Annotated in this window: 27 protein-coding genes; 8 read left to right on the top strand and 19 right to left on the bottom strand. The window is 62.4% G+C overall.

All coding sequences use genetic code 11. From position 1 onward, the window contains the following. Positions 1-240: 240 nt before the first annotated feature. On the top strand, positions 241-1317 hold the full coding sequence (locus G9X67_RS24125; protein ID WP_171599863.1) for a DUF2252 family protein: 1077 nt from the start codon (positions 241-243) through the stop codon (positions 1315-1317). Here G9X67_RS24125 and G9X67_RS24120 read toward each other — a convergent pair. The 9 genes from G9X67_RS24120 to G9X67_RS24080 form a co-directional block, all read right to left on the bottom strand. Then, entirely contained in the window at positions 1314-2393 is a 1080-nt protein-coding gene (locus G9X67_RS24120) for a DUF1513 domain-containing protein (RefSeq protein ID WP_171599862.1), read from the bottom strand. The genes G9X67_RS24125 and G9X67_RS24120 overlap by 4 nt on opposite strands. Before the next feature lie 4 nt (positions 2394-2397). Continuing rightward, on the bottom strand, positions 2398-3498 hold the full coding sequence (locus G9X67_RS24115) for an imelysin family protein (RefSeq protein WP_171599861.1): 1101 nt from the start codon (positions 3496-3498) through the stop codon (positions 2398-2400). Then, positions 3498-5036, bottom strand: a complete 1539-nt coding sequence (locus G9X67_RS24110; protein ID WP_171599860.1) for a di-heme oxidoredictase family protein — start codon at positions 5034-5036, stop codon at positions 3498-3500. The genes G9X67_RS24115 and G9X67_RS24110 overlap by 1 nt, the downstream gene beginning before the upstream one ends. Positions 5037-5083: 47 nt before the next feature. After that, a complete protein-coding gene (locus G9X67_RS24105) occupies positions 5084-6361 on the bottom strand; it encodes an imelysin family protein (protein ID WP_138388393.1) in 1278 nt (425 codons plus the stop codon). A gap of 214 nt (positions 6362-6575) precedes the next feature. Beyond that, a complete protein-coding gene (locus G9X67_RS24100) occupies positions 6576-7865 on the bottom strand; it encodes an RsmB/NOP family class I SAM-dependent RNA methyltransferase (RefSeq protein WP_138388392.1) in 1290 nt (429 codons plus the stop codon). Between the two features lie 144 nt (positions 7866-8009). After that, positions 8010-8372: a septal ring lytic transglycosylase RlpA family protein gene (locus G9X67_RS24095; protein ID WP_003544717.1), complete on the bottom strand. Its 363-nt coding sequence runs from the start codon at positions 8370-8372 to the stop codon at positions 8010-8012. 406 nt (positions 8373-8778) lie between these two features. Then, a complete protein-coding gene (locus tag G9X67_RS24090) occupies positions 8779-9651 on the bottom strand; it encodes an SDR family oxidoreductase (protein ID WP_171599859.1) in 873 nt (290 codons plus the stop codon). Then, positions 9651-10808: a tRNA epoxyqueuosine(34) reductase QueG gene (gene queG, locus G9X67_RS24085; RefSeq protein ID WP_171599858.1), complete on the bottom strand. Its 1158-nt coding sequence runs from the start codon at positions 10806-10808 to the stop codon at positions 9651-9653. Before queG ends, G9X67_RS24090 begins: the two co-directional genes overlap by 1 nt. A gap of 12 nt (positions 10809-10820) precedes the next feature. Then, complete coding sequence (locus tag G9X67_RS24080; protein ID WP_003544722.1) at positions 10821-11513, bottom strand: glutathione S-transferase family protein; 693 nt, start codon at positions 11511-11513, stop codon at positions 10821-10823. A gap of 232 nt (positions 11514-11745) precedes the next feature. Here G9X67_RS24080 and G9X67_RS24075 point away from each other — a divergent pair, with 232 nt between their 5' ends. Beyond that, entirely contained in the window at positions 11746-12543 is a 798-nt protein-coding gene (locus G9X67_RS24075; protein ID WP_138388389.1) for an undecaprenyl-diphosphate phosphatase, read from the top strand. 245 nt (positions 12544-12788) lie between these two features. On the opposite strand, the gene G9X67_RS24070 is transcribed toward G9X67_RS24075, so the two are convergent. The 8 genes from G9X67_RS24070 to dnaN all read right to left on the bottom strand — a co-directional run bounded on the left by G9X67_RS24070 (position 12789) and on the right by dnaN (position 18817). After that, on the bottom strand, positions 12789-12941 hold the full coding sequence (locus G9X67_RS24070; protein ID WP_003544729.1) for a hypothetical protein: 153 nt from the start codon (positions 12939-12941) through the stop codon (positions 12789-12791). A gap of 284 nt (positions 12942-13225) precedes the next feature. Then, a complete protein-coding gene (locus G9X67_RS24065; protein ID WP_138388388.1) occupies positions 13226-14206 on the bottom strand; it encodes a complex I NDUFA9 subunit family protein in 981 nt (326 codons plus the stop codon). A gap of 218 nt (positions 14207-14424) precedes the next feature. Further along, positions 14425-14712, bottom strand: a complete 288-nt coding sequence (locus G9X67_RS24060) for a DUF1330 domain-containing protein (protein ID WP_012759832.1) — start codon at positions 14710-14712, stop codon at positions 14425-14427. A gap of 28 nt (positions 14713-14740) precedes the next feature. Next, positions 14741-15448 (bottom strand): orotidine-5'-phosphate decarboxylase, encoded by a 708-nt coding sequence (gene pyrF / locus G9X67_RS24055; RefSeq protein WP_138332241.1) that lies wholly within the window; start codon positions 15446-15448, stop codon positions 14741-14743. 6 nt (positions 15449-15454) lie between these two features. Then, complete coding sequence (locus G9X67_RS24050; RefSeq protein ID WP_138388387.1) at positions 15455-16036, bottom strand: histidine phosphatase family protein; 582 nt, start codon at positions 16034-16036, stop codon at positions 15455-15457. 1 nt (position 16037) lies between these two features. After that, positions 16038-16637, bottom strand: a complete 600-nt coding sequence (pmtA, locus tag G9X67_RS24045) for a phospholipid N-methyltransferase PmtA (protein ID WP_017990040.1) — start codon at positions 16635-16637, stop codon at positions 16038-16040. Between the two features lie 95 nt (positions 16638-16732). After that, positions 16733-17644, bottom strand: coding sequence for a DUF72 domain-containing protein (locus tag G9X67_RS24040; protein WP_171599857.1), 912 nt, complete (start codon positions 17642-17644; stop codon positions 16733-16735). A 54-nt stretch (positions 17645-17698) separates the two neighbouring features. Beyond that, positions 17699-18817 (bottom strand): DNA polymerase III subunit beta, encoded by a 1119-nt coding sequence (gene dnaN / locus G9X67_RS24035; RefSeq protein WP_003544738.1) that lies wholly within the window; start codon positions 18815-18817, stop codon positions 17699-17701. Positions 18818-19076: 259 nt separating this feature from the next. Between dnaN and rsmI the strand changes: the two genes are divergently transcribed. From rsmI to G9X67_RS24010, 5 genes are all read left to right on the top strand, one after another. Further along, on the top strand, positions 19077-19994 hold the full coding sequence (rsmI, locus tag G9X67_RS24030) for a 16S rRNA (cytidine(1402)-2'-O)-methyltransferase (protein WP_138332244.1): 918 nt from the start codon (positions 19077-19079) through the stop codon (positions 19992-19994). Then, positions 19984-20352: a YraN family protein gene (locus tag G9X67_RS24025; protein WP_138388384.1), complete on the top strand. Its 369-nt coding sequence runs from the start codon at positions 19984-19986 to the stop codon at positions 20350-20352. The genes rsmI and G9X67_RS24025 overlap by 11 nt, the downstream gene beginning before the upstream one ends. Positions 20353-20465: 113 nt before the next feature. After that, positions 20466-20972 (top strand): cupin domain-containing protein, encoded by a 507-nt coding sequence (locus G9X67_RS24020; RefSeq protein ID WP_171599856.1) that lies wholly within the window; start codon positions 20466-20468, stop codon positions 20970-20972. Positions 20973-21062: 90 nt separating this feature from the next. Then, complete coding sequence (gene gshB / locus G9X67_RS24015) at positions 21063-22010, top strand: glutathione synthase (RefSeq protein ID WP_171599855.1); 948 nt, start codon at positions 21063-21065, stop codon at positions 22008-22010. 221 nt (positions 22011-22231) lie between these two features. Then, complete coding sequence (locus G9X67_RS24010) at positions 22232-23764, top strand: YifB family Mg chelatase-like AAA ATPase (protein ID WP_171599854.1); 1533 nt, start codon at positions 22232-22234, stop codon at positions 23762-23764. A gap of 230 nt (positions 23765-23994) precedes the next feature. Here the strand turns inward: G9X67_RS24010 and cysK are convergent, their stop codons facing one another. Together cysK and G9X67_RS24000 are read right to left on the bottom strand one after the other, a co-directional pair. Continuing rightward, entirely contained in the window at positions 23995-24957 is a 963-nt protein-coding gene (cysK, locus tag G9X67_RS24005; RefSeq protein WP_003544751.1) for a cysteine synthase A, read from the bottom strand. A gap of 145 nt (positions 24958-25102) precedes the next feature. Then, positions 25103-25720 carry a LysE family translocator gene (locus tag G9X67_RS24000; protein ID WP_171599853.1) on the bottom strand — a complete coding sequence of 206 codons (618 nt, stop codon included), beginning with the start codon at positions 25718-25720 and terminating at the stop codon, positions 25103-25105. A 273-nt stretch (positions 25721-25993) separates the two neighbouring features. On the opposite strand from G9X67_RS24000, the gene G9X67_RS23995 reads away from it, so the two are divergent. Beyond that, the gene (locus G9X67_RS23995) at positions 25994-26512 is read left to right on the top strand and encodes a DNA starvation/stationary phase protection protein (RefSeq protein WP_171599852.1); all 519 of its coding nucleotides are present in this window, start codon (positions 25994-25996) and stop codon (positions 26510-26512) included. The last annotated feature ends 3 nt before the right edge of the window (positions 26513-26515 follow it).

Raw genomic sequence — 26515 nt, 5'->3', positions numbered from 1 at the left:
GGCATGGCGCGCCGCATTCGACAAGCTGGACATTGTTGAAATCGGTCCGGGCGGCGATGGAAACCCGGGACCGTGTCGCCGGGGCAACCCTTCACCTTTCCGCCGCCGTGCAAGCCGGCACAGCTGGCCGGTACCGCTGGCCACTACCGCTCGATTGTGGCGATCCGATGCGAAGACGATTGCAGCTTCGCGCGGTGCGCGTATTCTCCGCATCGCGTCGCGAAATGATGGAGTGCCGGCATGATAACGATATCGCAATCGGTCCGGAATTTCGAGACCTGGCTGGCCGGCGAACTCGGCGACGATCTCGTCAAGGACGATCTCCGGGAGAAGCACGAGAAGATGCGAAGCGGCGATTTCGTCTTCCTGCGCGCTACCTATTGGCGCTGGTGCGAGATCATCCTCGATATCTGCCCGGAACTGTCAGGCGCGCCTGAGGTGCTGGCGATCGGCGATACGCATCTGGAGAATTTCGGTACTTGGCGCGATATCGAGGGCCGGCTCGTCTGGGGTGTCAATGATTTCGACGACGCGGCGGTGATGCCCTATGCACTTGATCTCGTTCGCCTTGCGGCAAGCGCCATCCTGGCCCGCGGCGACGACGGTCCCTCGGTTCGCATGATCGGCGAATTGATCTTGAGCGGCTATCGCCGGGGCCTTGAAAATCCGTTGCCAGTCATCCTCGAGCGCGACCACAAATGGCTGCGCAAGGCTCTGCTGCTGCCGAATTCCGAACGCCGGGAATTCTGGGAGAAATACGAGATGTTGCTTCCCGGCAGCAAGCCGCCACCATCAGCCTACACCAAGGCGCTCGCAGACGCGCTGCCGTCCGGGGCAGGACCCTTCGTGCCGAAGCCGCGCAGCGGCGGCACCGGCAGTCTCGGTCGGCCGCGGTTCGTCGCCTATGCCGAATGGCAGGGTGGGCCGGTGCTGCGCGAGGCGAAGGCGCTGCTGCCGTCCGCCTGGTCGCTTCGCCACAGGCCGCAGGATGTGGCGATCCATGCAAGCGAGATCGCCAATGGGCGGGCGCGCTCAGCTGATCCTCACTACCGGGTCTCCGGCCGCATCCTCATGCGCCGGCTCTCGCCGAACAGCTGCAAGATCGAAATCGACCGGCATCCCGAGATCCTGCTTTCGCCGACGATGCTGGAACTGATGGGCTTTGAAATCGCCAATTGCCATTCTGACGATGCGGCGGCGGTTGCGGCGATCCTGAAGGATTTGGCGGCGCGGGGAAACGACTGGTTGCACGAGGCGGCAAGGGCCGCGGCATCGAGCGTTAGCGCCGAGCAGAAAGCCTATTCCCGCGCCGATTAGATCCGGACAATGTGCTGGTCCCAGGCGACATCGCTGCGGGTCGACAGGAAATCGCCGTCATAGGAGGAAACGGCAAAGCCGCTTCTTGCCGGCGCGATGCCTGCTGCATCCGGAACGGAAGTCTCGGCCAGCACCTTGCCCGACTTTGCGTCAAGTGTCACCGAGGCGCCGCCCTTCGGCGAGGTGATGCCGACGAGACCTTCGCTGCGATTGACGGCGATCGCCCCGACGTAATTGGCAAGCCTGCGCGTCGTCTCCTCCGGCAGGTCGATGAAGGTAAGATTCTCCCCCTTGGCGAAATGGCCGACGAGCGGCGGTAAATCCTTGCGGTGGCCTTCATACTGGCAGGCGAACCAGATGCGGCCCTCGCCGTCGAGATCGACATGGCGGGTGGAGAGTTCTGCCCATTCCGCCGGCAGCACATGTTTTTCGACCAGCGCACCGGTTGCCGCATCGATCAGAACAAGCGACGGCTGCATCTCTCCGAGATTGAGCTTGGTGCGGCCGAAATCCGGATGCGTCTCGATGCCGCCATTGGCGACGATGAGCAGGCGTCCGTCGTCGGACACGGTCATGTCGTGCGGACCGATGCCGTAGGTCTCGAATTCGCCGATGCGAGTGAAGCGGTCGGTGGCGTCGTAGAGGCCGATCATGCCGCGATTGCCGTCGAAGTCGTTCTCGCTGGCGTAGAGCAAACGGCCGTCAGGAGAGAAGGCGCCGTGGCCGTAGAAATGCCGGTCCTCCCTGGAGCTGATGACGATCGGCTCGCTTTTGTTCCAGGGATCGAAGATCATCGCATAGGTGCCGGGCCGGCGTGCAAAGGCGACAGTCTTGCCGGTGCTGGCGCTGAACGCCATGCCATGGGCGCGGGCGGGAAGGCCCACCTGATCGACGATCTCGCCGCGCTCGGTCACGGTCGCAATGGCAAAGGAGCCGTCGGCTGCCCGAATGCCCGAGGCATAGACCGCATCGGCCCGCTCCAGTGCCATCAGCGACCTCGGCGCCAAAGAAGCAAGGAAGCCAAGGCCGGCCGCCTTGACGAAGCTGCGTCGGTCGATCGCGGCACTTTGCATCATCGTCTCAGTCTCCGTCCGAAAAAGAAAAGCCGGCCGAAAGGCCGATCGCCGCGCCATATTCGTCGCTGATCCGGGTGATCAGGTCGCGGCTCTCGGCAAGCAGCGTATCGAGCTTGGCCTTCTCCTCATCGCTTGTGGCGACGTCGATGTCGGGATTGAGCTTCGGTACGCTGTCGAGCAGCGATTTGAAGTCCTCATCGATCGAGGCGGCGATCGGCTGCTTGTCCGGCGGCAGAAGTTCGGCCATGCCGGCCTTCTGCCAGAGCGTGCGCAGGCCCTCCAGATTGGCGGCCATCGATTTCCAGGTATTCTTGGAGCGCCAGTAGATCGCCATGCGCGGCCGTGGCGTGGTGTCCTTGCCCTTGTAGAACTGCTCCAGCCGCTGGTCGCGGACATTCTCCGCGCCATGGACGAGGATGCCGAGCAGCGCCGTCACCGCTTCCTTGTTGTCCATGAAATCGTTGCTCTGCGGGCCTGGATGTTTCCAGCTCGCCTGCACGCCGTCGGGCTTTTCCCAGGCGGCGACGACTTCGCCGGCCTCACGCTGGATATTGCCGGCGACTGCCTCGCCGTAAAGGCAGCGGAAACTGCCCTTCTGCCCGACGAGATCGTCGGAGCCATTGCCGTAAAGCACGTATTCCAGCGCCGTCAGGCCTTGCAACGCAACACTCTTGCCGGCGATCGCATCAACGGTCGCATCCTTCGGGTCGGCCTTGGCGATCAGCGCCTGCACCTGCTTGAGGCCGACGCCCTTACGGTCGGGATAAAACAGGATGTGCTCGAAGAGATTGTCCTGGATGACAGGTCCGGTCTGGACGATCTCGATGATCGACCAATAGCGGATCGTGTCGTCGAAGGTGGACTTCGCCTTGTCGAGCGTCTGCTGCGTGCCGTCGGCGCAAAGATCCTTCATTGCCGTCGTCAGCCGGGCGGCTGATTGCTGCATGTTACGATAGCCGGGACGGATCACCTCGTCGACGGCGCGCTGCATGACGGCGGGAACGGCATCCTCGTTCAGCCCTGCCGGGGGAGTGGCCGTCTGGGCGGCCGCTGATGTCGCGAGGCCGATCAGAGTAAGGCAGAGCAGGGGGTGCCAAAGGCGCATCAAAGTGACTCCAGGAATGTAATCAGGGCCGCCCTGTCGTCTGTCGACAGGGAGGAGAAAGCGTTGCGGGCCTTTTCAGCTTCGCCGCCATGCCAGAGGATCGCTTCGGTGAGGCTCCGCGCACGGCCGTCATGCAGGAAAAAGCTGTGTCCGCTGACAGTCCGGGTCAGTCCTATACCCCATAGCGGCGGCGTGCGCCATTCACGTCCGCTTGCAAGGCCGACCTGCTGCCCGTCGGCAAGCCCGTCGCCCATGTCGTGCAGAAGAAAGTCGGAATAGGGCCAGATCAGTTGGAAGGACTGCGCTTTGTCGGGCGTATCCCGCCGGGTGACGAATTTCGGCATGTGGCAGGAAATGCAGCCGCTTTCGTAAAAAATCCGCTTGCCCTGCAGCGTCTCGGCGAAACTCGCCTTGCGCCGTGCCGGAACGGCAAGATTTCCGGAATAGAAGGTGACGAGGTCGAGAATGGCACCCGGCGCTTCTTCCGCGCCCAGCCGTTTCTGCACGCCGGTCGGCATATCACGGCATTTCTCTTCCGCCTTGGTGCAGTCGCCCTGCGCATCCGGGTGATCGGGCGTCGAGATGCCGATATCATTGGCGAAGGCATCGGCACTCTGGTCGCGCACCGTGGCGTTCTGCGCCTTCCAGCCGAACCGGCCGAGCGCGATCCCACCGCTGCGGTGGTCGCGCACGATCGCCGCCTTCCCCGAAATGCCGTCGCCGTCGGCATCATCAGGATCGGCATGGGCAAGGATGTCGGCCTCGGGAATGGCCTCGATCAGTCCGAGGCCGATCATCGCCGAGGCGACCCGCGGCGAAATCGTCGTCGCCGGGTCGAGCGGCCCATAACCAAGGTTCGTCACCGCATAACTCGGCCGGCGCAGCGACACGGTCTCGCCGTCGCCGAGCGTCACCCTCTCTTCGCGGTAGCTGATCACCATCTTCCCTTCGGCAGCAAGGCCAGGAACGGCGAGATCCTGCAGCTGATGGCCGTAGACCGGATCGGGAAAATTGACGACATCAGCCTGTGCGATGGCCTTTTCGTCCTCCGGCGTCGTGGCGGCGCGGGAAAGCCGCAGGAACATCGAGGTGGCGCTCGGGCCTCCCTCCGGCGGTTTGCCGCGGCCGTCATTGACATGGCAGCTCATGCAGGAGCGGGCGTTGAACAGCGGCCCGAGACCATCGGAAGCCTGCGTCGAGGAGGGAGCGGACACCCAGAGCTTTCGGAAGAGCGCATTGCCGAGCTTGAAATTCTGCTCTTCCTCGAAGGGAATGTTGGCCGAAATATGCGAGAAACTGTCCTCGGTGACAGGGTCGATCGAGGTCGTAGCCCCTGCCTGCATCGCTTCGTATTGTTCGGCTTTGGAAAAATCCGCTGTCGGCCGGGTGACGTCGGCGACGCGTTGCAGATCGGATTCGGAGAGGTCGGTGCGTTTCGTCGGCAGGTCGAAACCGGCTGCGATGCTGACGGAAAAACCGGCAAGCGTGGCGCAGAGCGTTGCGCTGGCGAAAAATCGGCGGGCCGGGGCATGCGACATTTCAGGGTCCGGGCCGCTCCGGCTTTCGAAGCGGCCCGCCTTTTTGCTTATTTGAAGACGGCGTTAGGATTATCCAAGCTGTCGGAACCTTCAAGCTGAACCGTGCCGAGATCGAGTGCGGCAATAACGCGCTGCACCGATTTCGTCTGGTCGATCAGCCCGTCGATAGCGGCCTGAACGACGGCGTTGCCTTCCTTGTTGCCTTCGCCGATCATCTGGTCGTACTTCTCGACGGTCTCGCCGCGCTTTGCCATGGCATTCATCGCTTCGAGCGTCTTGTTGAGCTTGCCTTCCACTTCGGCATCGAGCGCCTTGTCCTTGGCGGCCACCAGATCATGCAGCGACGGGCCACTGAGCTTGGTGCCGTCGACGCGGGTATAGTTGCCGGTATAGGCGGCAGCGATGCCGATCGCGTCGTTGAGATGCGAATTGTAGGTGTTGTCGGAGAAGCAATCATGCTCTTCCTCGGGATCGTGCAGCAGCAGGCCGAGCTTCATCCGCTCGCCGGCAAGCTCGCCGTAGGAAAGCGAACCCATGCCCGTCAGAATCGCGACGAGGCCGGCCTTCGGATCGGTTTCGACGTTCTTCGTCGCTGCACCGTCCGGCTTCCAGTTGTCGGTCATTTCCTGCAGGTCGGAAACGAGCAGGGTGGAGGCGGACTTCAGATATTCGGCGCGGCGGTCGCAATTGCCGTGCGTGCAGTTCTTGAGGTCGTAGTCGGTTGCCGGACGGTCGCCGGCGCCGGGTCCCGTGCCGTTCAGATCCTGACCCCAAAGCAGGAATTCGATGGCATGATAGCCGGTCGCGACATTGGCTTCGATGCCGCCGGCCTCGGCCAGCGTGCCGGAGAGGAATTCCGGCGTCAGCTTGGAAGCGTCGACATCCTTGCCGTCGATCTTGATCGTCTTGTTGGCGATGACATTTGCCACGTAGAGAGAATTCTCGTCGCTCTCGGTGCCGTAGGAAGCGTCGACATAGTCGATCAGGCCTTCATCGAGCGGCCACGCATTGACCTTGCCTTCCCAGTCGTCGACGATCGGATTGCCGAAGCGATAGACTTCCGTCTGCTGGTAGGGGACGCGCGCCTTGATCCAGGCGTCTCTGGCGGCCTTGAGCGTCGCATCGGTCGGCGCCTTCAGGAAGGCGTCGATCGCGGCGTCGAGCGCCTTGGCCGTCGTCAGCGAGTCCTCGTATTTCGCATGTGCCACACCGGCATAGTGTTTCACCACGGCGGCAGCATCAGTCTCGGCATGCGCGGGAAGGGCGAGCAGGGCGGCGGGGGCGATCGCCAGCACGGCTGCGCGGAATTTGCGGTTGAGCTTCATGATCCTCTCCTGTGACGGGATTTTCCGTCTAATCGGGCTCCGTCTCTTCGCGCAAAAGCAAACTTGTGTCAAACGCTCTAGTTTGGAATGGTTTTAAGAACGGACAGACGTTGCCAACCTGGCTTTTTTGAACGGCATCCGCTTGAAAAATTGGCAGCAACCGCGCCATTCCGCCGCGGCATCACGATCCGTAGCGGGCCTTCGCTAAACCGCGTCAGCCCTTCCGCTGCATACGACAGAAAAAGAAGCCGTCGGTATCGGTGGAGGCGGGCGTCAGCGTCACCGTCAGGCCGTCGGACGAATGCGGACGCGGGGCGTCCTTGCCGAACAGGGCTTCCCAGGCGGGCAGGGCGCTGACGAGCTGAAAATCAGGATTGTCGGCCGTGAAGCGGCGCGCCTGCTCCTCGTTTTCCTGGGGCAGGACCGAGCAGGTGACATAGATCAGATCGCCGCCGGGTTTGACGAAGCCGCTCGCCTGCGCCAGCGCGTCCTGCTGCTGGGCGATGCGCTCGTCGAGGTTCTTCGCCGTCAGCCGCCACTTCGTATCGGGGCGGCGGCGCCACGTGCCGGTGCCGGTGCAGGGCGCGTCGACCAGCACCTTGTCGCAGCGTCCGGCAAGGGCGGAGAGCGCCCTGGCGTCGTCATGCACCTGGACATTGCGCGTGCCCGCCCGCTTCAGCCGTTCGATGATCGGCGCCAGCCGTTTGCGGTCGGCATCATAGGCGTGAACCTGTCCCTTGTTCTGCATGGCCGCCGCCATGGCGAGCGTCTTGCCGCCACCGCCGGCGCAATAGTCGAGAACCTGTTCGCCATCATGGGCGAGCACCAGGTCGGCGACGATCTGCGATCCCTCATCCTGAACTTCGAACCAACCTTTTTGGAACGAAAGCTCGGCAGTCACGTTGGGAAGACGCGAGGCGCCTTCGCCAGCGGCAATCCGGATGCCGTAGCGGGCGATCTTCGCTGCATGCGCGTTGGCTCTTTCGAGCGCCTTGACGACCTTGTCGCGAGAGGCTTTGAGCAGGTTGGCGCGCAGATCGAGCGTCGGGCGGGCGGCGAGCGCCTGTGCCTCGGCAAGCCAGGCGGCGCCGAAGGCCTGTTCGAAGGAGGGTTGGACCCATTCGGGAATATCGCCGCGGATATGCGGCGGCGCATCGTCGAGCGAGCGGCTTTGAAAGGCCGCAACAGCGTCGGTTGAAAGTGGCGCCGGCGCAAACTTGTCGTCCGCCAGCTCAGTGGCAAGACTGTCAGGTGAAAAACCCCATTGGCGGAACATGACGCCATGGGCAATGGCAGCAGGACTGTCGTCATCCATCAGCCAGGCATGGGAAAGCCGCATGCGCAGTGCGTCATAGACAATGTTGCCGATCGCTGCACGATCGCCGGAGCCGGCGAAGCGGTGCGCGAGGCCCCAGTCCTTCAGCGCGTCGGCGACGGGCCGCTTGCGGGCATCGATGTCCGCGAGCACAGAAATCGCCCCTTCGAGGCGGCCGCCCAGACGCATTCACATGTCTCCTGTTGCCGTGGCGTGTGAACGATCAGCGCAAACGCGAGTGTCACGCAGTCAATTGTTCACAAGTCTCAACCGGGTGGTAACCGCGATTGACGGCAAGAGCAAGCGCCGCTTCCGGCACAGTCAGTGGCGGCCTCAGCTGACGACCTGGTAGCAGACCTTCGCAGTGCCGGAGCTCACCATGCCGATATTCTGGGCGGCGGCGCGCGACAGGTCGATCACACGACCACGGATGAACGGACCACGATCGTTGATGCGAACGACGACTGTGCGGCCATTGTTGCGGTTGGTGACCTTCACCTTGGTGCCGAAAGCAAGCGAACGATGTGCAGCAGTCAAGATGGCAGGATTCATACGTTCCCCGGAAGCAGTTTTGGAGCGAAGTGCGTACCATGAAGCACCGCCACAGCCATTGCCAGCAAAACCCTCTGCCGGAAGCATGGAAGAACAGGCTACAATAGTTACAGCGGCGATAATAGAACGACGTATGTTCTTCAAAACAGAGTATCCCTCAACTATTGAACTCACGCCCTTGCAGGCGGCGGGGCTTAAATCTGTGAAAAAGTGGCGAAAAAGTGCCGCGCCAGTTCACGGATTATTACAATCCGTAACATTCGTGAGGGTAATATCGGGATTCCAGGAATGAGCGCCGCGCCAAAAGGTAGAAAAAACCTAATAAAATCAGCTAAAATCCGAACGAATTTTCCGAAGGGATAGTTAACGCCTCGGCGTTCACGAAAATCGCGAAAATATTTTTCCGATTTCGCCATATTTACTGCCACATTTGGGCAAATTCAAAGGCCGTTAACCATAATATGCGGCGAAAATTATCCGGCCAAAGCGGGAAAGTAGGAATTTCCTACTCATTTTGGGTGATCGCATCCGTCGCAAACAGGACTGAGTTCTACTCCCCCCACCAGCATCCATCCCGCCACAATTGCGCAAGCGACATAGGATAGTTCGGGAAGGAAAATGCGAAGCCGGCGGCCTTGAGTTTTGCATTCGAAACCCGTTTGTTCTCGCCGTAGAAAGTGCGCGCCATCGGCGTCAATTCGGCGGTCTCGAACGCCTGCTCCGGCGGCGGTTCGACGCCCATCAGGCGGGCTGCCTCGACGATCACATCCTGCGGCGGGCCGGGCCGGTCGTCGGTGACATTATAGATGCCGCCGAGGCCGCGCTCCGACAGAAAGCGTGTCGCTGCGCCAATATCTTCGACGCGGATGCGGTTGAACACCTGGTCCTTCTTGATCAGCCGTCGCGCCGTGCCCTTGTCCAGATTGCAGAAGGCGTTGCGGCCCGGCCCATAGATGCCGGAAAGGCGCAGCACCGCCGCCGGCACGCCGCGCTCCCGGCCCATCGCCAGCCAGCCCTCTTCCGCCTCGAGCCGCTCGGTCGACCGTCCGGAAACGGGCAGGCACGGCGTTTCCTCACTCACCCAGGCGCCCTGGTGATCGCCATAGACGCCGACGGTGGAGAGGTAACCGATCCATTCAAGCTTCGGCAGCAGGCGTGCGCCGTCTTTATCAAGCAGCCGCAGCAGCGGGTCGGCCTTTCCAGGGGCGATCGATTGAACCAGGTGGGTGACGCCGTCCAAAGCCTGGCGCAACCCCTCTTCCATGCTCTCGCCGTCGAAAAGGAATGCTTCGATGCTGTTCTGGCGGAGCGCTTCCACTTTGTCAGGCGAGCGCGTGGTGCCGGAAACCCGCACGCCGTCGCCGGCAAAGGCCTTGGCGATTGCCGTGCCGGAATAACCGCAGCCAAAGATCATCACATGCATCAGCCCACTCCCGCCAATCGCCATTCGTTCAGGACGTCGTCATCTCTCTCGTCCGCCCTTTGTGCGGCAAAGGCCGCAAATTCGCCAGCCTCCATCAGCCGCCAAAGCGCCCAGACCGTCATGCCGCGCACCACGGGCGAGGGATCCTCCGAAAGCCCGCGACACGGCCCGATGAGCGCCTTGTCGCCGGAATTGCCGGCGGCGATCAGCACATTGCGGACGAAACGGTCGCGGCCGATCCGCTTCACCGGCGAGCCGCTGAAGAAGGCACGGAAGGCGGCATCGTCAAGCGTCAGCAGAAAGGCGATCGACGGCTCCTTCAGATCCTCCCGCGCCTTGAGCTTCATCTCGGAGGCGGAGCTTGCGAACTTGTTCCAGGGACAGGCGGCAAGACAGTCGTCGCAGCCGTAGATGCGATTGCCGATCAATACGCGCAAATCGGCGTCGATCGGTCCCCTGTGCTCGATGGTGAGATAGGAGATGCAGCGCCGCGCGTCGATCTGGTAAGGCGCCGGGAAGGCAGCCGTCGGACAGATGTCGAGACAGGCGCGGCAGGAGCCGCAATGATCGATCTCCGGCGCGTCGACGGCAAGATCGGCGGTGGTGAACATCGTGCCGAGGAACAGCCAGGAACCGTGAACGCGGCTGACGAGATTGGTATGTTTGCCCTGCCAGCCGAGCCCGGCCGCCGCCGCCAACGGTTTCTCCATGACCGGCGCCGTATCGACGAACACTTTCACGTCGGCGCCTGCCCGCGCTGCAAAGCGCGTGGCGATCTCCTTCAGCCGGCCCTTGATGACGTCGTGATAATCGCGGTTGCGGGCATAGACGGAAATCGCTGCCTTGTCCGGCTTGTCGAGGATAGCGCGGGGATCTTCTTCCGGAGCGTAATTGAGGCCGAAGACGACGACGGAGCGCACCTCGCTCCAGAGTGTCAGGGGATCGCCGCGCCGGTCGCGCGTCTCCGCCATCCAATCCATCGTCCCGTGGCGCCCGGCATCGATGAACTGGCCGAGGCGCTCTTTCGCTTGCGGGATCGCATCCGGGCGCGTGATGCGGCAGAGATCGAAGCCCTTGGCGGCAGATTCTGCCCGGACGAACTCGGTCAAATTGTCGCGGCGGCGGCGCTCTTTGTCGTCATTGTCAGGTTCGGGCATGAAGAGCCCTCGTCAGAAATCCAGATCGGCATAGTGTGAAACCGGTGTCAGGCCGCGCACGCGCTCGGTCAGCATCGGCCGGAAGGACGGACGCGACTTCAGCCGCTGGTACCAGTCCTTGACGACTGGCGAATCCGCCCACTCGATCTCGCCGAGATAATCGAGGATCGAGATCGAGGCCGCGGCGGCAAGGTCGGCATAGCTCATCCGCTCGCCCGCCAGCCACTGACGCGAGCCGGCAAGCCAGGTGAGATAGCGCATATGCTGGCGGATATTCGCGCGGGCCGTGCGCAGAACCTTCGAATCCGGCGCTCCGCCGCCCTGATCGGCGGTCATCTGCAACTTATAGACACGCTCGCGGGCGAGCGGCTTGGTCACATCGTTTTCCATCTTCTGCATGAACCATTCGGTCAGCCGGCGGATTTCCGCCCGCTGGAAAGGGTCTTCGGCGAGCAGCCGCCGGTCGCGTTTCAAGACGCCGTGCGTCTCGTCCAGATATTCGGAAATGACGCTCGCGCCGCAGAGCGCGCGCATGCTGTCGTCGACATAGACCGGCAGCGTGCCGGCCGGATTGAGCGCCAGGAAATCCCGGCGCTTCTCCCATGTCTGCTCCTCGATCAGATCCGCCTGATAGCCGTATTCCGCCAGGATCAGCCGGACGAAGCGAGATGCGGATGACATGGGATGATGATAAAGCGTGGGCATAGATACTCGGGCTTTGTGATTGCTGTTACAGGACTGTGTGGCAGCTCGATTATAGCGCCCTAGTCATGACTCATTGGTTGAAGCTATAGGAGCTTGGCCCCGCCAATACAAGCGAATCGGATTTTTCAGGCCATCTGATAATGGCGAAACACGGTCTAACGAATGATTGGAAACGGCGGCCTGATCGACCCAAGCGCTCAGACCCGGCCGAACTTTAAACCGGAGACAATGTATGGATTATATAAATGCTGCAATTCTCGGCGTCATAGAAGGGATCACCGAGTTCCTGCCGATCTCGAGCACCGGCCACCTGATCATTGCCGAGCAATGGCTCGGACATCGGTCGGATATGTTCAACATCGTTATTCAGGCGGGCGCCATCCTCGCCGTCACCATCATTTACTGGCGTCGCTTGGTGGATCTGGTGCTTGGCTGGCGCGACCCCGCCAACCGCGATTATGCCGCCAAGCTGATCGTCGCCTTTCTCATCACCGCCATTCTCGGACTGGTCGTCAAGAAGCTCGGCTTTGAACTGCCGGAGACTGCGACACCGATCGCCTGGGCGCTCATCATCGGCGGCATCTGGATGATCTTTGCCGAATGGGCGGCCGCCCGCAGGCCGCCGCATAAAGAGATTACCTGGCTTGTCGCCATCCTGGTCGGCATCGCCCAGATCGTTGCCGGCGTCTTCCCGGGAACCTCGCGCTCCGGCGCCACGATCTTCGTCGCCATGCTGGCAGGCACGGGCAACCGGGCCGCGGCGACCGAGTTTGCCTTTCTCGTCGGCATTCCCACAATGTACGCGGCCAGCGCCTATGAATTGCTGAAGACCTTCAGGGATGGCGGAGCGGCAGGCGAAGACTGGACGGCGCTCGGCATCGCCTTCGTTGTCTCCACCGTCGTCGCTTTCATCGCGGTCAAATGGCTGCTTGCCTATATCAGGAGCAACCGGTTTACCCTGTTTGCCATCTACCGCATCATTCTCGGTGTTTTGCTGCTCGGCATGGCCGCGACCGGCTTGATTGCCTGAGACACCCGCCCTGCATTGCATTCGCGCAACTCCCGGCGCGAATGCAAATGCCCCGTCGGACCGCACAAACAGGCACCCGATTACCGGCAAGGCGCCGAATTTTTCAGTTGGTCATTGAGGGGAAACGCTCCCACCGCCGCTTTGAAGCAGGCGAAACTGAGCGATGATCTAGAAGCGCCCTGTATCAGGCGTTTCGATCGACTGCTTGCTTGGAGCAGGATGCCGGCGCAGGGCCGGGCTTTTCGTCAATGGATGATCGAAGCCGTCGAGCAAGGATCGACGCCGTAGGCCGGCGAGCAATCGCCCTTTACCGCCGCGACCGAACCGGGCGCAACGAAAGAGCCTGCAAGGATAACCAGCGCCGCACACGCAAACAGGAGCGCGATTGACTTGCCCATTGAGAATTGCCTTTCACAGTGATTGCCGCGCGCGACCGCAGGCGTTGAGTCCGTTGGGGGACGCGCGGGTTTGGTAGTCAGTGGAATGACAAATAGCAATAAACGTTCCTGCTAAATTTGGTGTTAATCCCACAAAATTTCCGATGCGTCTTTTATGCAACGCCGCTGAATATGCCGAGCACCAAAACACTTCAAACTTGCGCCGGGCTTTGCAGGACACGGCAACGCCAAAAGGCCGCTCGCGGGATCCGCAGACGGCCAATCTCATCGGTTGGAAAAGATGGTCAGGCGGCCTTGCCGGTGCCGGTGTACTGGCCGTGCGGACGATAGTGCACCAGATAGGAGCCGAGCACCGATGCCACCATGGTGGGCGCAATGCCGAGGCCCTTCAACGTGCGGCCTTCCGCCTCGGCTTCCGGGGAGACGATATTGTCGCGCTTCAGCATGCGCACCTGATCCGGCGTGATCGGCGGCGTTATGAAGGGGACCAGCGAAGCGATGCTGCCGATCATCGAAGCGATGCCGAAGGGCAGGGATACCAGCGGGTTCTTGCGGCACGTTACCTTCAGCATCGTCTCGAGACATTCGCGGAAGCTGAGCACCTCAGGCCCGCCAAGCTCATAGACCTTGCCGCCGGCAACCTTGCCGTCGACGGCGCGGGCGACGGCCTCGGCGATATCTTCGACATAGACAGGCTGGAATTTCGTCTTGCCGCCGCCGATGAGCGGCAGGATCGGCGACATGCGCGCCATCTGGGCGAACTTGTTGAAGAAGCTGTCCTCCGGTCCGAAGACGATCGACGGACGAAAGATCACCGCATCGGGCTTGACCGAGAGGATGGCCGTTTCGGCGCGACCCTTGGTGCGGCCATAGTCCGAATCGGATTTCGCGTCGGCGCCGATCGCCGAAATATGCGTCAGCGTCGCACCCGCGCTGCGCGCCGCCTCAGCAATCGCACGACCGCCGAATTCCTGCACGGCGTCGAAAGTGTTGCGGCCGGTCTCCTGCAGAATGCCGACGCAGTTGACGACGTGGCTCGCACCGTCGACGGCGCGATCGATCGAGCCGCGGTAGCGCAGGTTCGCCTGCACGAAGGAAATCTGGCCGACATTGCCGAGCGGCTGCAGGAAGCCGGCGAGATCGGGACGGCGCACGGCGACGCGGATGTTATAGCCGCGCTTGGCCAGCGCCCGAACCACGTGCCTGCCCACGAAGCCCGACCCTCCGAACACGGTGACGAGCGGCGGCAGGTTGGCAAGGGTCATGGCAGGCTCCTCGAAAGGCTTTGCGGAATGCTTGATTGGCTCCGTCTTAGCCGAATCCCTGCGCGACGGGAAGGCCCATCACGCCGTCAGTTTTTTGCGAATGCGAGGGCGCCTAACGCATCGTGCCTTCCAAAAATCGGAATCGATTTTCGGAAGGCACGATGAGTAGATTTAAAGTGCTAGAGCGTCCTTTGTGCGTCCGAAAGACGCACGGCGCTCTAGACGCCTTCGACGACGACCATTTCCGCATCCGCGGCTTCCTGGCGGATTTTCGCGGCGATCTGGTATTCCGGCGAATTATAGCAGTCGACCGCATGCTGCATCGACGGGAATTCGATCACCACGTTGCGGACGCGCGCCTTGCCCTCGAGTTCGGTAAAGGCGCCGCCGCGCGCCAGGAAATTCGCGCCATATTTTTCGAAGGCCGGCTTGGCCGCCGCCACGTAATCCTTGTAGCGCTCGGCATCGCGAACATCGACGCGGGCGATCCAATATCCCTTGGCCATGATCTTCTCCCTTTTGTCGTTGAAACTATTAGCGGTTTGCCGGCCAGAGTGCCGTCACCATCTCGCTGAGGATCGCGCGGGCGGCATCCCGGGGATCCGGCGCCTTGACGACAGGCCGGCCGACGACGAGATGCGTCGCTCCTGCCTTCAGCGCGTCGAAAGGCGTCATCACCCGCTTCTGGTCGCCCTTGTCGCTACCATCAGGGCGAATGCCGGGGGTGACGATCGCCATGTCGGGTCCGACGATTTCGCGCACCGCAGCCGCTTCCTCCGCCGAGCAGACGATACCGCCCATACCGGCTGTGCGCGCCTGTTCGGCGCGGCGCAGCACCAGGCTGTGCGGATCCTGGCTGTAGCCGGCCTCGGCGAGGTCGTCGGCATCCATCGAGGTCAGCACGGTCACGCCCAGCAGGCAGAGGCCGGAGCCGGCCGCGGCCTCGACCGCCGCCTTCATGGCTTTCGGATAGGCATGCAGCGTCAGCATCGACATGCCCATCTTGGCGATGTTCTCGACGCCGGAGGCAACGGTGTTGTCGATGTCGAGCAGCTTCATGTCGAGAAAGATCTTCTTGCCGCTGGCGGCAAGATCACGGGCGAATTCCAGGCCGCCGGCAAAGACCAGCTGATAGCCGATCTTGTAGAAGAGAATGTCGTCGCCGAGCGTGGAAACCAGTCTTTCCGCCTCGCCGATCGTTGGAACATCCAGGCCGACGATCAACCGCTCGCGTGCGTCCATCTGAAGTCACCCCTGCCAGTCTTCGATGGGCGTCCAGTCGCATGTTAGGCGCCGATCCGCAAGACCGAAAGCATAGAGATTGCCGCCGCCGCCGGGCTGGTCGCGGTCGCGCGCGATCGGGCTGCCCGCCAGATGGCATTTGAGCAGCGTGCCGACGCCGCCATGGCCGACAAAGGCGATCGGCGCTGTCGCATCATGCGTGGCGAGAACGGCATTAACGGCCTCGACGATGCGGGCCTGCGCGTCGACGGCGCGCTCCCAGCCTTTGAAGCTTTGTTCCGGATGGGCGAAGAACCAGTCGGCCGCCTCTTCGAATTGCGGCGGCGGCAGGAAGCCGGTGGCCGTGCGGTCGTTTTCGTGGGTCGCGTGGACGATCTCCACGGTCACACCGGAAGCTTTCGCCAGAATTTCGGCCGTCTCGATCGCCTTCGTCTCGTCGCTGGAGACGATGCGCCGCAATTGCTTGGCCCAGCCGCTCTCTGCCGCTTTGCGGGCGCGCGCCGCGCCGACATCGGAAAGTCCCCATTTCGGCACTGGCACGTTGGCGTCGATCCTGACCTGCGGATGAGTGATGTAGATCCCGAACATCTTAGCCGCGCTTATAGATCCAGAGCTGCGCCGGCGGAATATTGCGCATGACGAAGTCGAAATGCTGGATATGGTAGCGGTCGGGATTGGCGGCGATCGGCGAGATCGCGCCATAGGAAATCTGCACCATCGGCCGGCCGGCCGGCAGTCGATCGAGCAGGCTTTCGAGCAGCGAGATGCGCTTCGCCATCGGGAAATTCAGCAGCGGAATGCCCGAGACGACGGAATCGAAGGTGAGACCGCTGAAATTGCCAAGGGTGGCCTGAAGATCGAAGGCATCGCCGTTGATGAAGTGCACGCCGGGATAGGTCCGCTGCAGATGTTTATGAAAATCCGTCGAATATTCGATTGCGACGAGATTTTCCGGACGGACGCCGCGGCCGAGAATGGCCTTGGTGATGGCGCCCGTGCCCGGTCCGAGTTCAAGCACCGGCAGCCCGGAATGGATGTCGACGACGCTTGCCATGCGCTTGGCCGTGATCGAGGAGGTCGGCACGATCGAGCCCACCGTCTTCGGCCCCTGCATCATGCCCCGGAAGAAGCGGATCTCGTCGTCGAACCTCTTCCCGAACCGTTCCTTCACCTTGACCCGTAAGCTCATTCTCCACCCATCCGCATGTTGATCGAATGCCTTAATATGCCGCTTGTCGCTTAAGGGACAAGGATTTTCGCAACAAGGACATCGGCATCAACAGTTCATGCGGCTTTCGGCGCTGAACCGGGCATGAGATCGGCGAGCCTTTCGCTCAAATGATCGGCATCGATAGGCGCGCGCATCTTCACATCGGTATTGTCGAAATAGAGATAGACGTCGCGACCTTTGCTGCGCGCCGCTACGGGCGCCAGCACCCGCGTCGCATTCTCCGGTTCTCCGCCCGTGGCCCAGGCGCGGATGCGTTGCGCCCATATGTCGAGCGCTTCGTCCTCGTAGCCGCTGACATAGAGCTTTTCCGAGCCATGCAGGCGGCAGTAGCTGAAATCGGCGGTGACATCCATCAGCAGCGGCCATTTCACCGTATCGGCGCAGACGAGAGCGACTCTGTGACGCCTGAGCATCTCGATGAAGGCGGGTGAGCGGAAGCTCTCGTGGCGAATCTCCAGCGCATGCCGGATCGGCTGGTGCCCGTCGCATTTAAGCCAGGCCGGTCCCTTGATATGCCAGTCGTGCCGCTTCGCAAGCGTTATCGCCGCGTCGCGGTCGTGCGGCAGCAGCGACAAAAAGCTCTCGAAAAGGGATGGGTCGAAGGCCATGTTCGGCGGGAATTGCCAGAGGATCGGCCCGAGCTTGGGGCCGAGCCGCAAAACGCCGGAGGCGAGAAAATTGGCGAGCGCCGTCTGGATATCCTGCAGCCGCAGCATATGGGTGATGAAGCGCGGTCCCTTGACCGCGAAGACGAAATCCTCCGGCGTTTCCTCGCGCCAGCGGCCGAAGCTTTCGGGCCGCTGCAATCCGTAGAAGGTGCCGTTGATCTCGATCGACCGGAAGTGCCGGGCGGCATAGGAAAGTTCCTGCTTCTGCGGCAGGTCCTTCGGGTAGAATTGGCCGCGCCAGGGCGCATAGGTCCAGCCGGATATGCCGATACGCACCGTTCCCGTCTTTTTGGTCATGGGATCCTCCGTTTTGACAGGAGGAAAAACGGCAATGAGCGGCCTTCGTTCCGGTCAGACGCGCATCGGCATCAGCACGTAGAGCGCATCGTCGCCCGCCGTGTCGCGGATCAGCGTCGGCGAGCCGGCATCGGCAAGCAGGAAGATCGCTTCCTCGCCGGAAAGCTGGGCGGTGATGTCGAGCAAGTACTTGGCGTTGAAGCCGATTTCCATCGCATCCGTGTCGTAGCCGACGGCAACTTCTTCCGTCGCGCTGCCGGAATCGGGATTGTTGACGGTCAGCATCAGCTGCCCCTCGGAAAGCGCCAGCTTTACGGCGCGGCCGCGCTCGGAGGAGATCGTCGAGACGCGGTCGACGGCCTGTGCGAAACTCGTGCAGTCGACCCGCATTTCCTTGTCGTTGCCGGTGGGGATGACGCGCTGATAATCCGGGAAGGTGCCGTCGATCAGTTTCGAGGTCATGACGATCGAGCCGATGGTCAGCCGGATCTTGGCGTCGGAGACCTCGACGGTCACCATCACCTCGGGATTGTCGACCAGCTTCTGCAACTCGCCGACCGTCTTGCGCGGAATGATGATGCCGGGCATGCCCTCGGAGCCGGAGGGCGCATCGACATCGGCGCGCGCCAGCCGGTGGCCGTCGGTCGCAACCGCCCTCAGCTTCAGTTGGCCGTTGCTCTCGATCGTGTGGAAGAAGATGCCGTTCAGATAATAACGCGTCTCTTCCGTCGAGATCGCGAACTGCGTGCGGTCGATCAGCATCTTCAGATCGGCCGCCTTCAGCTTGAAGGAATGGGTGAAGGTGCCGGCTGTGAGATCCGGGAAGTCCGATTCCGGCAGGCACTGAAGCGAGAATTTCGAGCGGCCGGACTGCACGGTCATCGCGCCGCCATCCGGGCTGGTGGCAAGCAGCACTTCCGAGCCGTCGGAAAGCTTGCGCACGATATCGTAGAGGAGATGCGCGGGAACGGTGGTGGCGCCGGGCTGCTCGACGCTAGCAGGGGTCGCCTCGGTGATTTCGAGGTCGAGGTCGGTCGCCTTCATGTCGAGCTTTTGGCCGTCGGCCTTGAGCAATACGTTGGACAGGATCGGGATCGTGTTGCGACGTTCGACCACGCGGTGGACGTGGTTCAGCGATTTCAACAGGTTTGACCGCTCAATAGTAATACGCATGGGATGCTACCGCTTTCGACCGTGACTGTCCGGGCGCATCGAGCACCCGAAGAATGCTGTCCCGGCTTGAGGCCGGGGGAGTGGACGGGCAAAATGGCAGACTTCAGCATTGCTTTGCAAGAGGCATGGACGTCGGCACCCCTGCATTTGCGGTTTTCCAGAGCAATGCTCACAGAAATCCGAACCCTTGCCGAAGCGGTGCGGCTCGCCCATAAGGGTTCGATGCCGGCGACGAGCCGGCGGGACGAAAGCAAATGGCATGAATGAGGAAACGACAGCGGACGCCGCCACCCGGCGAAGCTTCCGCCTGCACAATGCAACGGTCCCGGCGCGGCCGCTGGAGCCGGCGCTCTATCTGGTCGCCACTCCCATCGGCAATCTCGGCGACATCACCCTGCGGGCGCTCGAAACGCTGGCCGGCGCCGATGTGCTTGCCTGCGAGGATACGCGCGTCACCCGCGTGCTGCTCGACCGCTACGGCATCCAGAACCGCCCCTTTGCCTATCATGAGCACAATGCCGACGAAGCTGGCCCAAGGCTGCTGCAGGCGCTCGAAGCCGGGCGATCGGTGGCGCTGGTTTCCGATGCCGGCACGCCGCTGGTCTCCGATCCCGGCTATCGGCTGGCGCAACAGGCGATAGCGGCAGGTTACCGTGTCATTCCCATTCCCGGCGCCTCCGCGCCGCTCGCAGCCCTTGTCGGCTCCGGCCTGCCGAACGATGCTTTCCTTTTCGCCGGTTTCCTGCCGGCCAAGGACAAGGCCCGCCGCGACCGCCTCGGTGAACTTGCAGCAGCGCCCGCGACGCTGATCTTCTTTGAATCGCCGCATCGCATCGGCGCAACGCTTCTGGCCGCCGCCGATGTGCTGGGCGGCACTCGGCCCGCCTCCGTCTGCCGCGAGCTGACCAAGACCTATGAGGAGTTCCGCCGCGGCACGCTTGCCGACCTTGCGGCGCATTATCAGCAGGTGGAAAACGTCAAGGGCGAGATCGTCCTGGTGATCGGTCCGCCGGAGCCGGTCGAGACGTCTGAGGCCGATGTCGAAGCCGTGCTGGCCGACCTGTCGAAGTCAATGCCGACGGCAGGCGCCGCCACCGAAGCCGCCCGCCTCACCGGCCTGCCGCGCAAGGTGCTCTACCAGCGCCTGCTGGAGATCAAGAACGCCGATGGGCGATAATGATCTCACCGCGATCAGAAGGAAGGCGCTGCGCCGGGGCCGCATGTCGGAATATGTCGCGGCCGTCTTCCTGATGCTGAAGGGCTACCGCATCCTGGCGCTGCGCCACCGCACCCGGCTCGGCGAGATCGATATCATCGCCCGCAAGGGCGATCTCGCCGTCTTCGTCGAGGTCAAGGCCCGCCATGGCGAGGCGGCGGCGGTCGACGCCGTCTCTGTCGCCGCACAAAAGCGGATACGGGCGGCAAGCGATCTCTGGCTTGCCCGCCAGGCGGATCAGGCCCGCCTTTCCCAGCGTTATGATATCGTGGCGATCATGCCGGGCCGGCTGCCGCGGCATTTTATTGATGCCTTCTGACCTCCTTTCGCCCCATCCGATTTCCGGATCGTTAAAATTTTAGTCCCCGCTTGAACCAGGTCCTTACGACTCTCTGCTATCGACTCGGTAGGGTAGCAATTGGGGGTTGTTTCATGGCCTGGAAGCTGATGCTTGCAAGTGCGGTCGCCATGGCCGCGCGCTCGGTACCGTATGCTGCCGTGGCGAAGCCGGCCGGAAAATCCTTCGTCGCGCATGCGAGCGATCTGCTGCCGCTGAAATCCACACCGATCAATCCGGACTGGATTATCAACGGCAATCCGCAGGCCCGCACCGCCGAACATTCGCGCGGCCATGACGAGGCCTCGCTGACGGCGATCTGGGACTGCACGGCGGGTGAATTTCGCTGGCGCTTCGGCTGGGACGAGACGGTGATGATCCTCGAAGGCGAGGTCCATATCACCGCCGAGGACGGCACCGAACGAACCTTGCGCGCCGGCGACGTCGCCTTTTTCGCCGGCGGAACCTGGGCGAGCTGGCGGGTCGACAATTACGTCCGCAAGGTCGCCTTCCTGCGCAAGCCCTTCCCGAAGCCCTTGGCGATCGCCTACCGTCTCCGCAACATGCTGCGCAACAACGGCAACCAGGGCATCGCCGCCTGAAGATCGTCGGAGCCGCCGAAGCCCTTGATTGACCGTTGCGTTTGATATCTGGCCGACCTACATCTGTCCGGCATTCAGCGAGGGATGGAAATGGCCAAGATCACCAATGTAGCGGTCCAGATGGATCATGTCGCAGGCATCAATATCGCAGGTGATTCCACCTTCGCCATGAGCCTGGAAGCCCAGGCGCGCGGCTACAGGCTCTTCCATTATACCCCCGATCGCCTGAGCTTCCGCGACGGCAAGCTTTATGCCAGCGTCGAGCCGATGGTGCTGCGCGACGTCAAGGGCGATCACTACGAGCTTGGCGCGCCCGAGCGCGTCGATCTCGCGACCATGGATGTCGTGCTGCTGCGCCAGGACCCGCCCTTCGACATGGCCTATATCACCTCGACGCATCTGCTCGAGCGCATCCATCCGAAGACGCTCGTCGTCAACGATCCGGCCTGGGTGCGCAATTCGCCGGAAAAAATCTTCGTCACCGAATTCTCCGACCTGATGCCGAAGACGCTGATCACCAAGGATGCCACCGAGATCCGCCGCTTCCGCGACGAGATGGGCGATATCATCCTGAAACCGCTTTACGGCAATGGCGGCGCCGGCGTCTTCCATTCGACCCGCGACGACCGCAATCTCTCCTCGCTGCTGGAAATGTTCGGCCAGCTTTTCCGCGAGCCCTTCATCGCCCAGCAATATCTGCCCGACGTGCGCAAGGGCGACAAACGCATCATCCTGATCGACGGCGAATTCGCCGGCGCCATCAACCGCGTGCCGGCCGAACACGACAGCCGCTCCAACATGCATGTCGGCGGCCGCGCTGAGGCGACCGAACTGACGCCGCGCGAACAGGAAATCTGCGCCCGCATCGGCCCGGCGCTGAGGGAGCGCGGCTTCCTGCTCGTCGGCATCGATGTGATCGGCGATTACATGACCGAGATCAACGTCACGTCGCCCACCGGCATCCGCGAGGTCAAGAAGTTCGGCGGCGCCGATATAGCAGCTCTGCTTTGGGATGCGATCGAGCGCAAGCGCGGCTGAGCCAGGCGCCCATGACCGTTCTGGTCCCGCGACCGAGCACAACCAAGGTCACAGCGGATGCCTGACTATGTTCTTTGATTGTTCTTGTTTTATTCCTGCGTCCATGCCAGATTGCAACCGCTGGCCTTAATGCATGTCGCCCAAAACTGTGCAACAGTTTTGGGTGCATCGATAAAGGCTGCGGGGCGGTATATAAAAGTTTGCGGCAAGGGGATGGGCTTATGGTCGCGCGTGTCAGTACGGTTGCATTTCAGGGCATCGAAGGTGTACCGGTCGAGGTCCAGGTCATGGTTGCACCCGGCAAGGTCGGGATGCAGATCGTCGGCCTGCCTGACAAGGCGGTTGCCGAAAGCCGCGAGCGCGTGCAGGCCGCCCTCCACGCCTCCGGCCTGGCGCTGCCGGCCAAGCGCGTGACGGTCAATCTGGCGCCTGCCGACCTGCCGAAAGAGGGCTCGCATTTCGACCTGCCGATCGCCCTTGCCCTGATGGCCGCGCTCGGCGCCATTCCTGCCGATGCCTTGTCGGATTTTGTCGTCGTCGGCGAACTCAACCTCGATGGGACGATCGCCGCCATATCAGGCGCGCTGCCGGCTGCGATCGGTGCCAATGCGCTCGGCAAGGGGCTGATCTGCCCGGCCGAAAGCGGCGCCGAAGCCGCCTGGGCGGGCTCGGACGTCGATATCCTCGCACCGCGCAGCTTGATCGCCCTTGCCAATCATTTCCGCGGCACGCAGGTCCTATCCAGGCCGGAAGCGTCGATCCGCGCCAATGCCGCAAACCTGCCGGACCTTGCCGAAATCAAGGGCCAGGAAAGCGCCAAGCGGGCGCTCGAGGTGGCGGCCGCCGGTGGCCATAATCTGCTGATGGTCGGTCCTCCGGGCTCCGGCAAGTCGATGCTGGCGGCAAGACTGCCGTCGATCCTGCCGCCGCTTTCGGCCGCCGAGCTGCTGGAGGTGTCGATGGTGCATTCGATCGCCGGCCAGCTCTCCGGCGGCAAGCTTTCCGATCGCCGGCCCTTCCGCACCCCGCATCATTCCGCCACCATGGCGGCCCTTGTCGGCGGCGGCCTGCGCGCCCGTCCGGGCGAAGCCTCCCTTGCCCATCACGGCGTGCTCTTTCTTGACGAGTTTCCCGAGTTCACGCCGCAGGCGCTCGATGCGCTGCGCCAGCCGCTCGAAGGCGGCGAATGCGTCATTGCGCGTGCCAATCACCGCGTCTCCTATCCGGCGAAATTCCAGCTGATCGCGGCAATGAACCCCTGCCGCTGCGGCATGGCCGGCGAGCCGGGCCATACCTGCGCCCGCGGCCCGCGCTGCATGAGCGATTATCAGGCCCGCATCTCCGGCCCGCTGATGGATCGCATCGATATCCGCATCGATGTGCCGGCCGTCTCCGCCGCCGACCTCATCCGGCCGATGGCCGCCGAAACCAGCGCCGACGTCGCCCGTCGTGTCGCTCGCGCCCGCGAAATCCAGCAGGAGCGCTTCGAAAGCACAGGCGCAAAAGGCATCGGCACCAATGCCCGCTGCTCCACCTCGATGATCGAGAAACTGGCCGAGCCCGACGCTAGCGGCCTGCAGCTGCTCCGCGACGCCGCCGAGAAGATGAAATTCTCCGCCCGCGGTTACCACCGCGTGCTCAAGGTCGCCCGCACGCTGGCCGATCTCGACGGCAAGCCGACCGTCGGCCGCATCCATCTCGCCGAAGCCATCTCCTACCGCATCGCCGGCGAAAGGCTGACGGCGGCTGCGTGAGAGGCGCGAAGCGCGCCCGACAGTTTGTTGGCAGCTCATCCTTTACTCGGCGTCATCCTCGGCCTTGTGCCGAGGATCTGCTGCATATCAACTGGCTGCAGATGCTCGGGACAAGCCCGAGCATGACGAAAGAGGAGTGGGTCGGCTTTATCAGCAGCTCACAGAGCGCCGAAGCAGGCCCGATATCCTGCGAAGACGAGTGACCGGAAAAGCCCGGCCAAAGCTCTGCCTCAGCTCCCCAGCCCCTCGAACAGCGCCGTCGAGAGATAACGCTCGGCGAAGGAGGGGATGATGATGACGATGTTCTTGCCGGCGTTCTCGGGACGGATGCCGACCTTGATTGCGGCGGTCAGTGCCGCACCCGAGGAGATGCCAACCGGCACGCCTTCGAGCCGGGCAACCAGGCGCGCCTGTTCGAAGGCTTCGTCATTGGTCACGGTGACGACCTCGTCATAGATGCCGGTATCGAGGATCTTCGGGGCGAAACCGGCGCCGATGCCCTGGATTTTGTGCGGGCCGGGATTGCCGCCGGAGAGGATCGGCGAATCTGCGGGCTCGACGGCGATGATCTTGATCTCGGGTTTGCGGCTCTTCAGCACCTGTCCGACGCCGGTGATCGTGCCGCCGGTGCCGATGCCGGAGACGACGATGTCGACCGTGCCGTCGGTATCGTTCCAGATTTCCTCGGCCGTCGTCTTGCGGTGGATCTCGGGATTATCAGGGTTTTCGAACTGCTGCGGAATGACGGCATCGGGAAGGGAGGACGCCAGTTCCTCGGCCTTGGCGATGGCGCCCTTCATGCCCTTTGGTCCCTCGGTCAGCACCAGCTCGGCGCCGAGCAGCGCCAGCATCTTGCGGCGCTCGACCGACATTGTCTCCGGCATGGTGAGGATCAGCCGATAACCCTTGGCGGCGGCGGCAAAGGCGAGCGCGATACCGGTATTGCCGGAGGTCGGCTCGATCAGCACCGTCTTGCCGGGGGTGATCTTGCCCTGGGCTTCGAGGCCCTCGATCATCGCGACGCCGATACGGTCCTTCACGGAGGCGATCGGGTTGAAGAATTCAAGCTTGCCGATCAGGTTCGCCACGACGCCCTTTTCCCGCGCCAGCTTGTCGAAGCGCACGAGCGGCGTGTCGCCGATGGTCTCGGTGATCGAGGAATAGATGCGGCCGCGGCCGGGCTTGTGCGACATGGGTGCTCTCCCTTTGAAATCCTGCTCCTGAAATCGAGGGGGAGAATAGGGTCAAAGGCCCGTCTAGGCCAGAGCGCGTTCGACCTGGAGGAGCGGTCAGGAGAGAAAAAAACCTTTGAAAACCGTTTCTTGCCGAATGTTTATTTCAGGCCGCTCGCGTGGCGATGAAGGCTGCCGTGCCGGCGAGGATGCCGGCGGCAACCCGGTTCAGCGCCTGCAAGGCCCGAGGCTGCTTCAGCATCGTGCGGGCCCGCGAGGCAAGCAGCATATAGGGCACCAGCACGACGATCAGCACCATGAAGGTGGTGGTGAGCAGGAGCGCATAGTCTCGCAGGCCGATATTGCCGATATCGATCAGCGTCGGCACGAGGGCGACATAGAAGAGCATCGTCTTCGGATTGCCGAGCGTCACCAGCAGGCCGGAGAGGAAGGATAGACCGATATTGGTGGATTTCCGCGCCGCGATATCCTGCGGCAACAGCCCCGCCGTCCAGAGTTTCCAGGCGATGTAGCCGAGATAAAGGACGCCGGCGATCTTGATTGTTATGAACACCTCGGTGAAGGTTTGCGCCACGAAGGCAAGGCCGAGAATGACCGCCGTGAGATAGGTCATGTCGCCGAGCACCAGGCCGAGACCCATGAAGAAGGTCTCGCGGAAATTCGAGCCGAGCGCACGCGCGACGATTGCGGTAATCCCGGGTCCTGGAATGGCCGCGGCGATGAACAGCGCTCCGGCATAGGTCAGCAAGGCGGCAAGGCTCATGATGCGCTCCCTTCTTTTCCCCGCTGTTTTATATCCGGTGCCTGCAACCATCAATCCGCCGGCATTGATGGATGCATCACCGGCAGGAATACTTGGCCCTACCGGAAAGAATGCCCGGCCGCCGCCTGCCATGACCTTGAAGAACCGCGAGCCTCCCGTATCTCTTGCGGGGAAGATCTCAGACAGGCACCCATCGTCACCTCGTCTTCATCAGAATGTCATCGCCGCCCTATCAGGTCCCCAACATCGCTTCGTCACCCAAGGAGAAAACGGATGTCCCGCACACAGGCCGAGAAGACCAGACTTGCGCCCCTGAAGACGCCTTCGAATCTGCCGACCAATGCCATCACCGATATTTCGGCAGCACTCACCGCGCTGCTCGCCGATGTCTTCGCGCTCTATCTCAAGACCAAGAATTTCCACTGGCACATGTCCGGCCCGCATTTTCGCGATTATCATCTGCTGCTCGACGAACAGGCAGAGCAGATCTTCGCCATGACCGACGACATTGCCGAGCGTGCCCGTAAGATCGGCGGCACGACACTGCGCTCCGTTGGCCAGATCGCTCGCCAGCAGCGCATTTCTGACAATGACGCGGATTTCGTCACGCCCGAGGACATGTTGTCGGAACTGCGCGAAGACAACGCTCAGCTCGTTTCGCTGCTGCGCGAGGTGCATGGCCTTTGCGACGAGCACAATGATGTCGCAACCGCCAGCCTGATCGAGAACTGGATCGACGAGGGCGAGCGCCGCACCTGGTTCCTGTTCGAAACGACACGCGGGCAGAAATAATAT

This window comes from Rhizobium sp. WYCCWR 11152, assembly GCF_013087615.1.
GTDB classification, from domain to species: Bacteria; Pseudomonadota; Alphaproteobacteria; order Rhizobiales; family Rhizobiaceae; genus Rhizobium; species Rhizobium indicum.
Note: the sequence above shows the minus strand (reverse complement) of the source record. Positions and strands in the feature narration are given on the sequence as shown.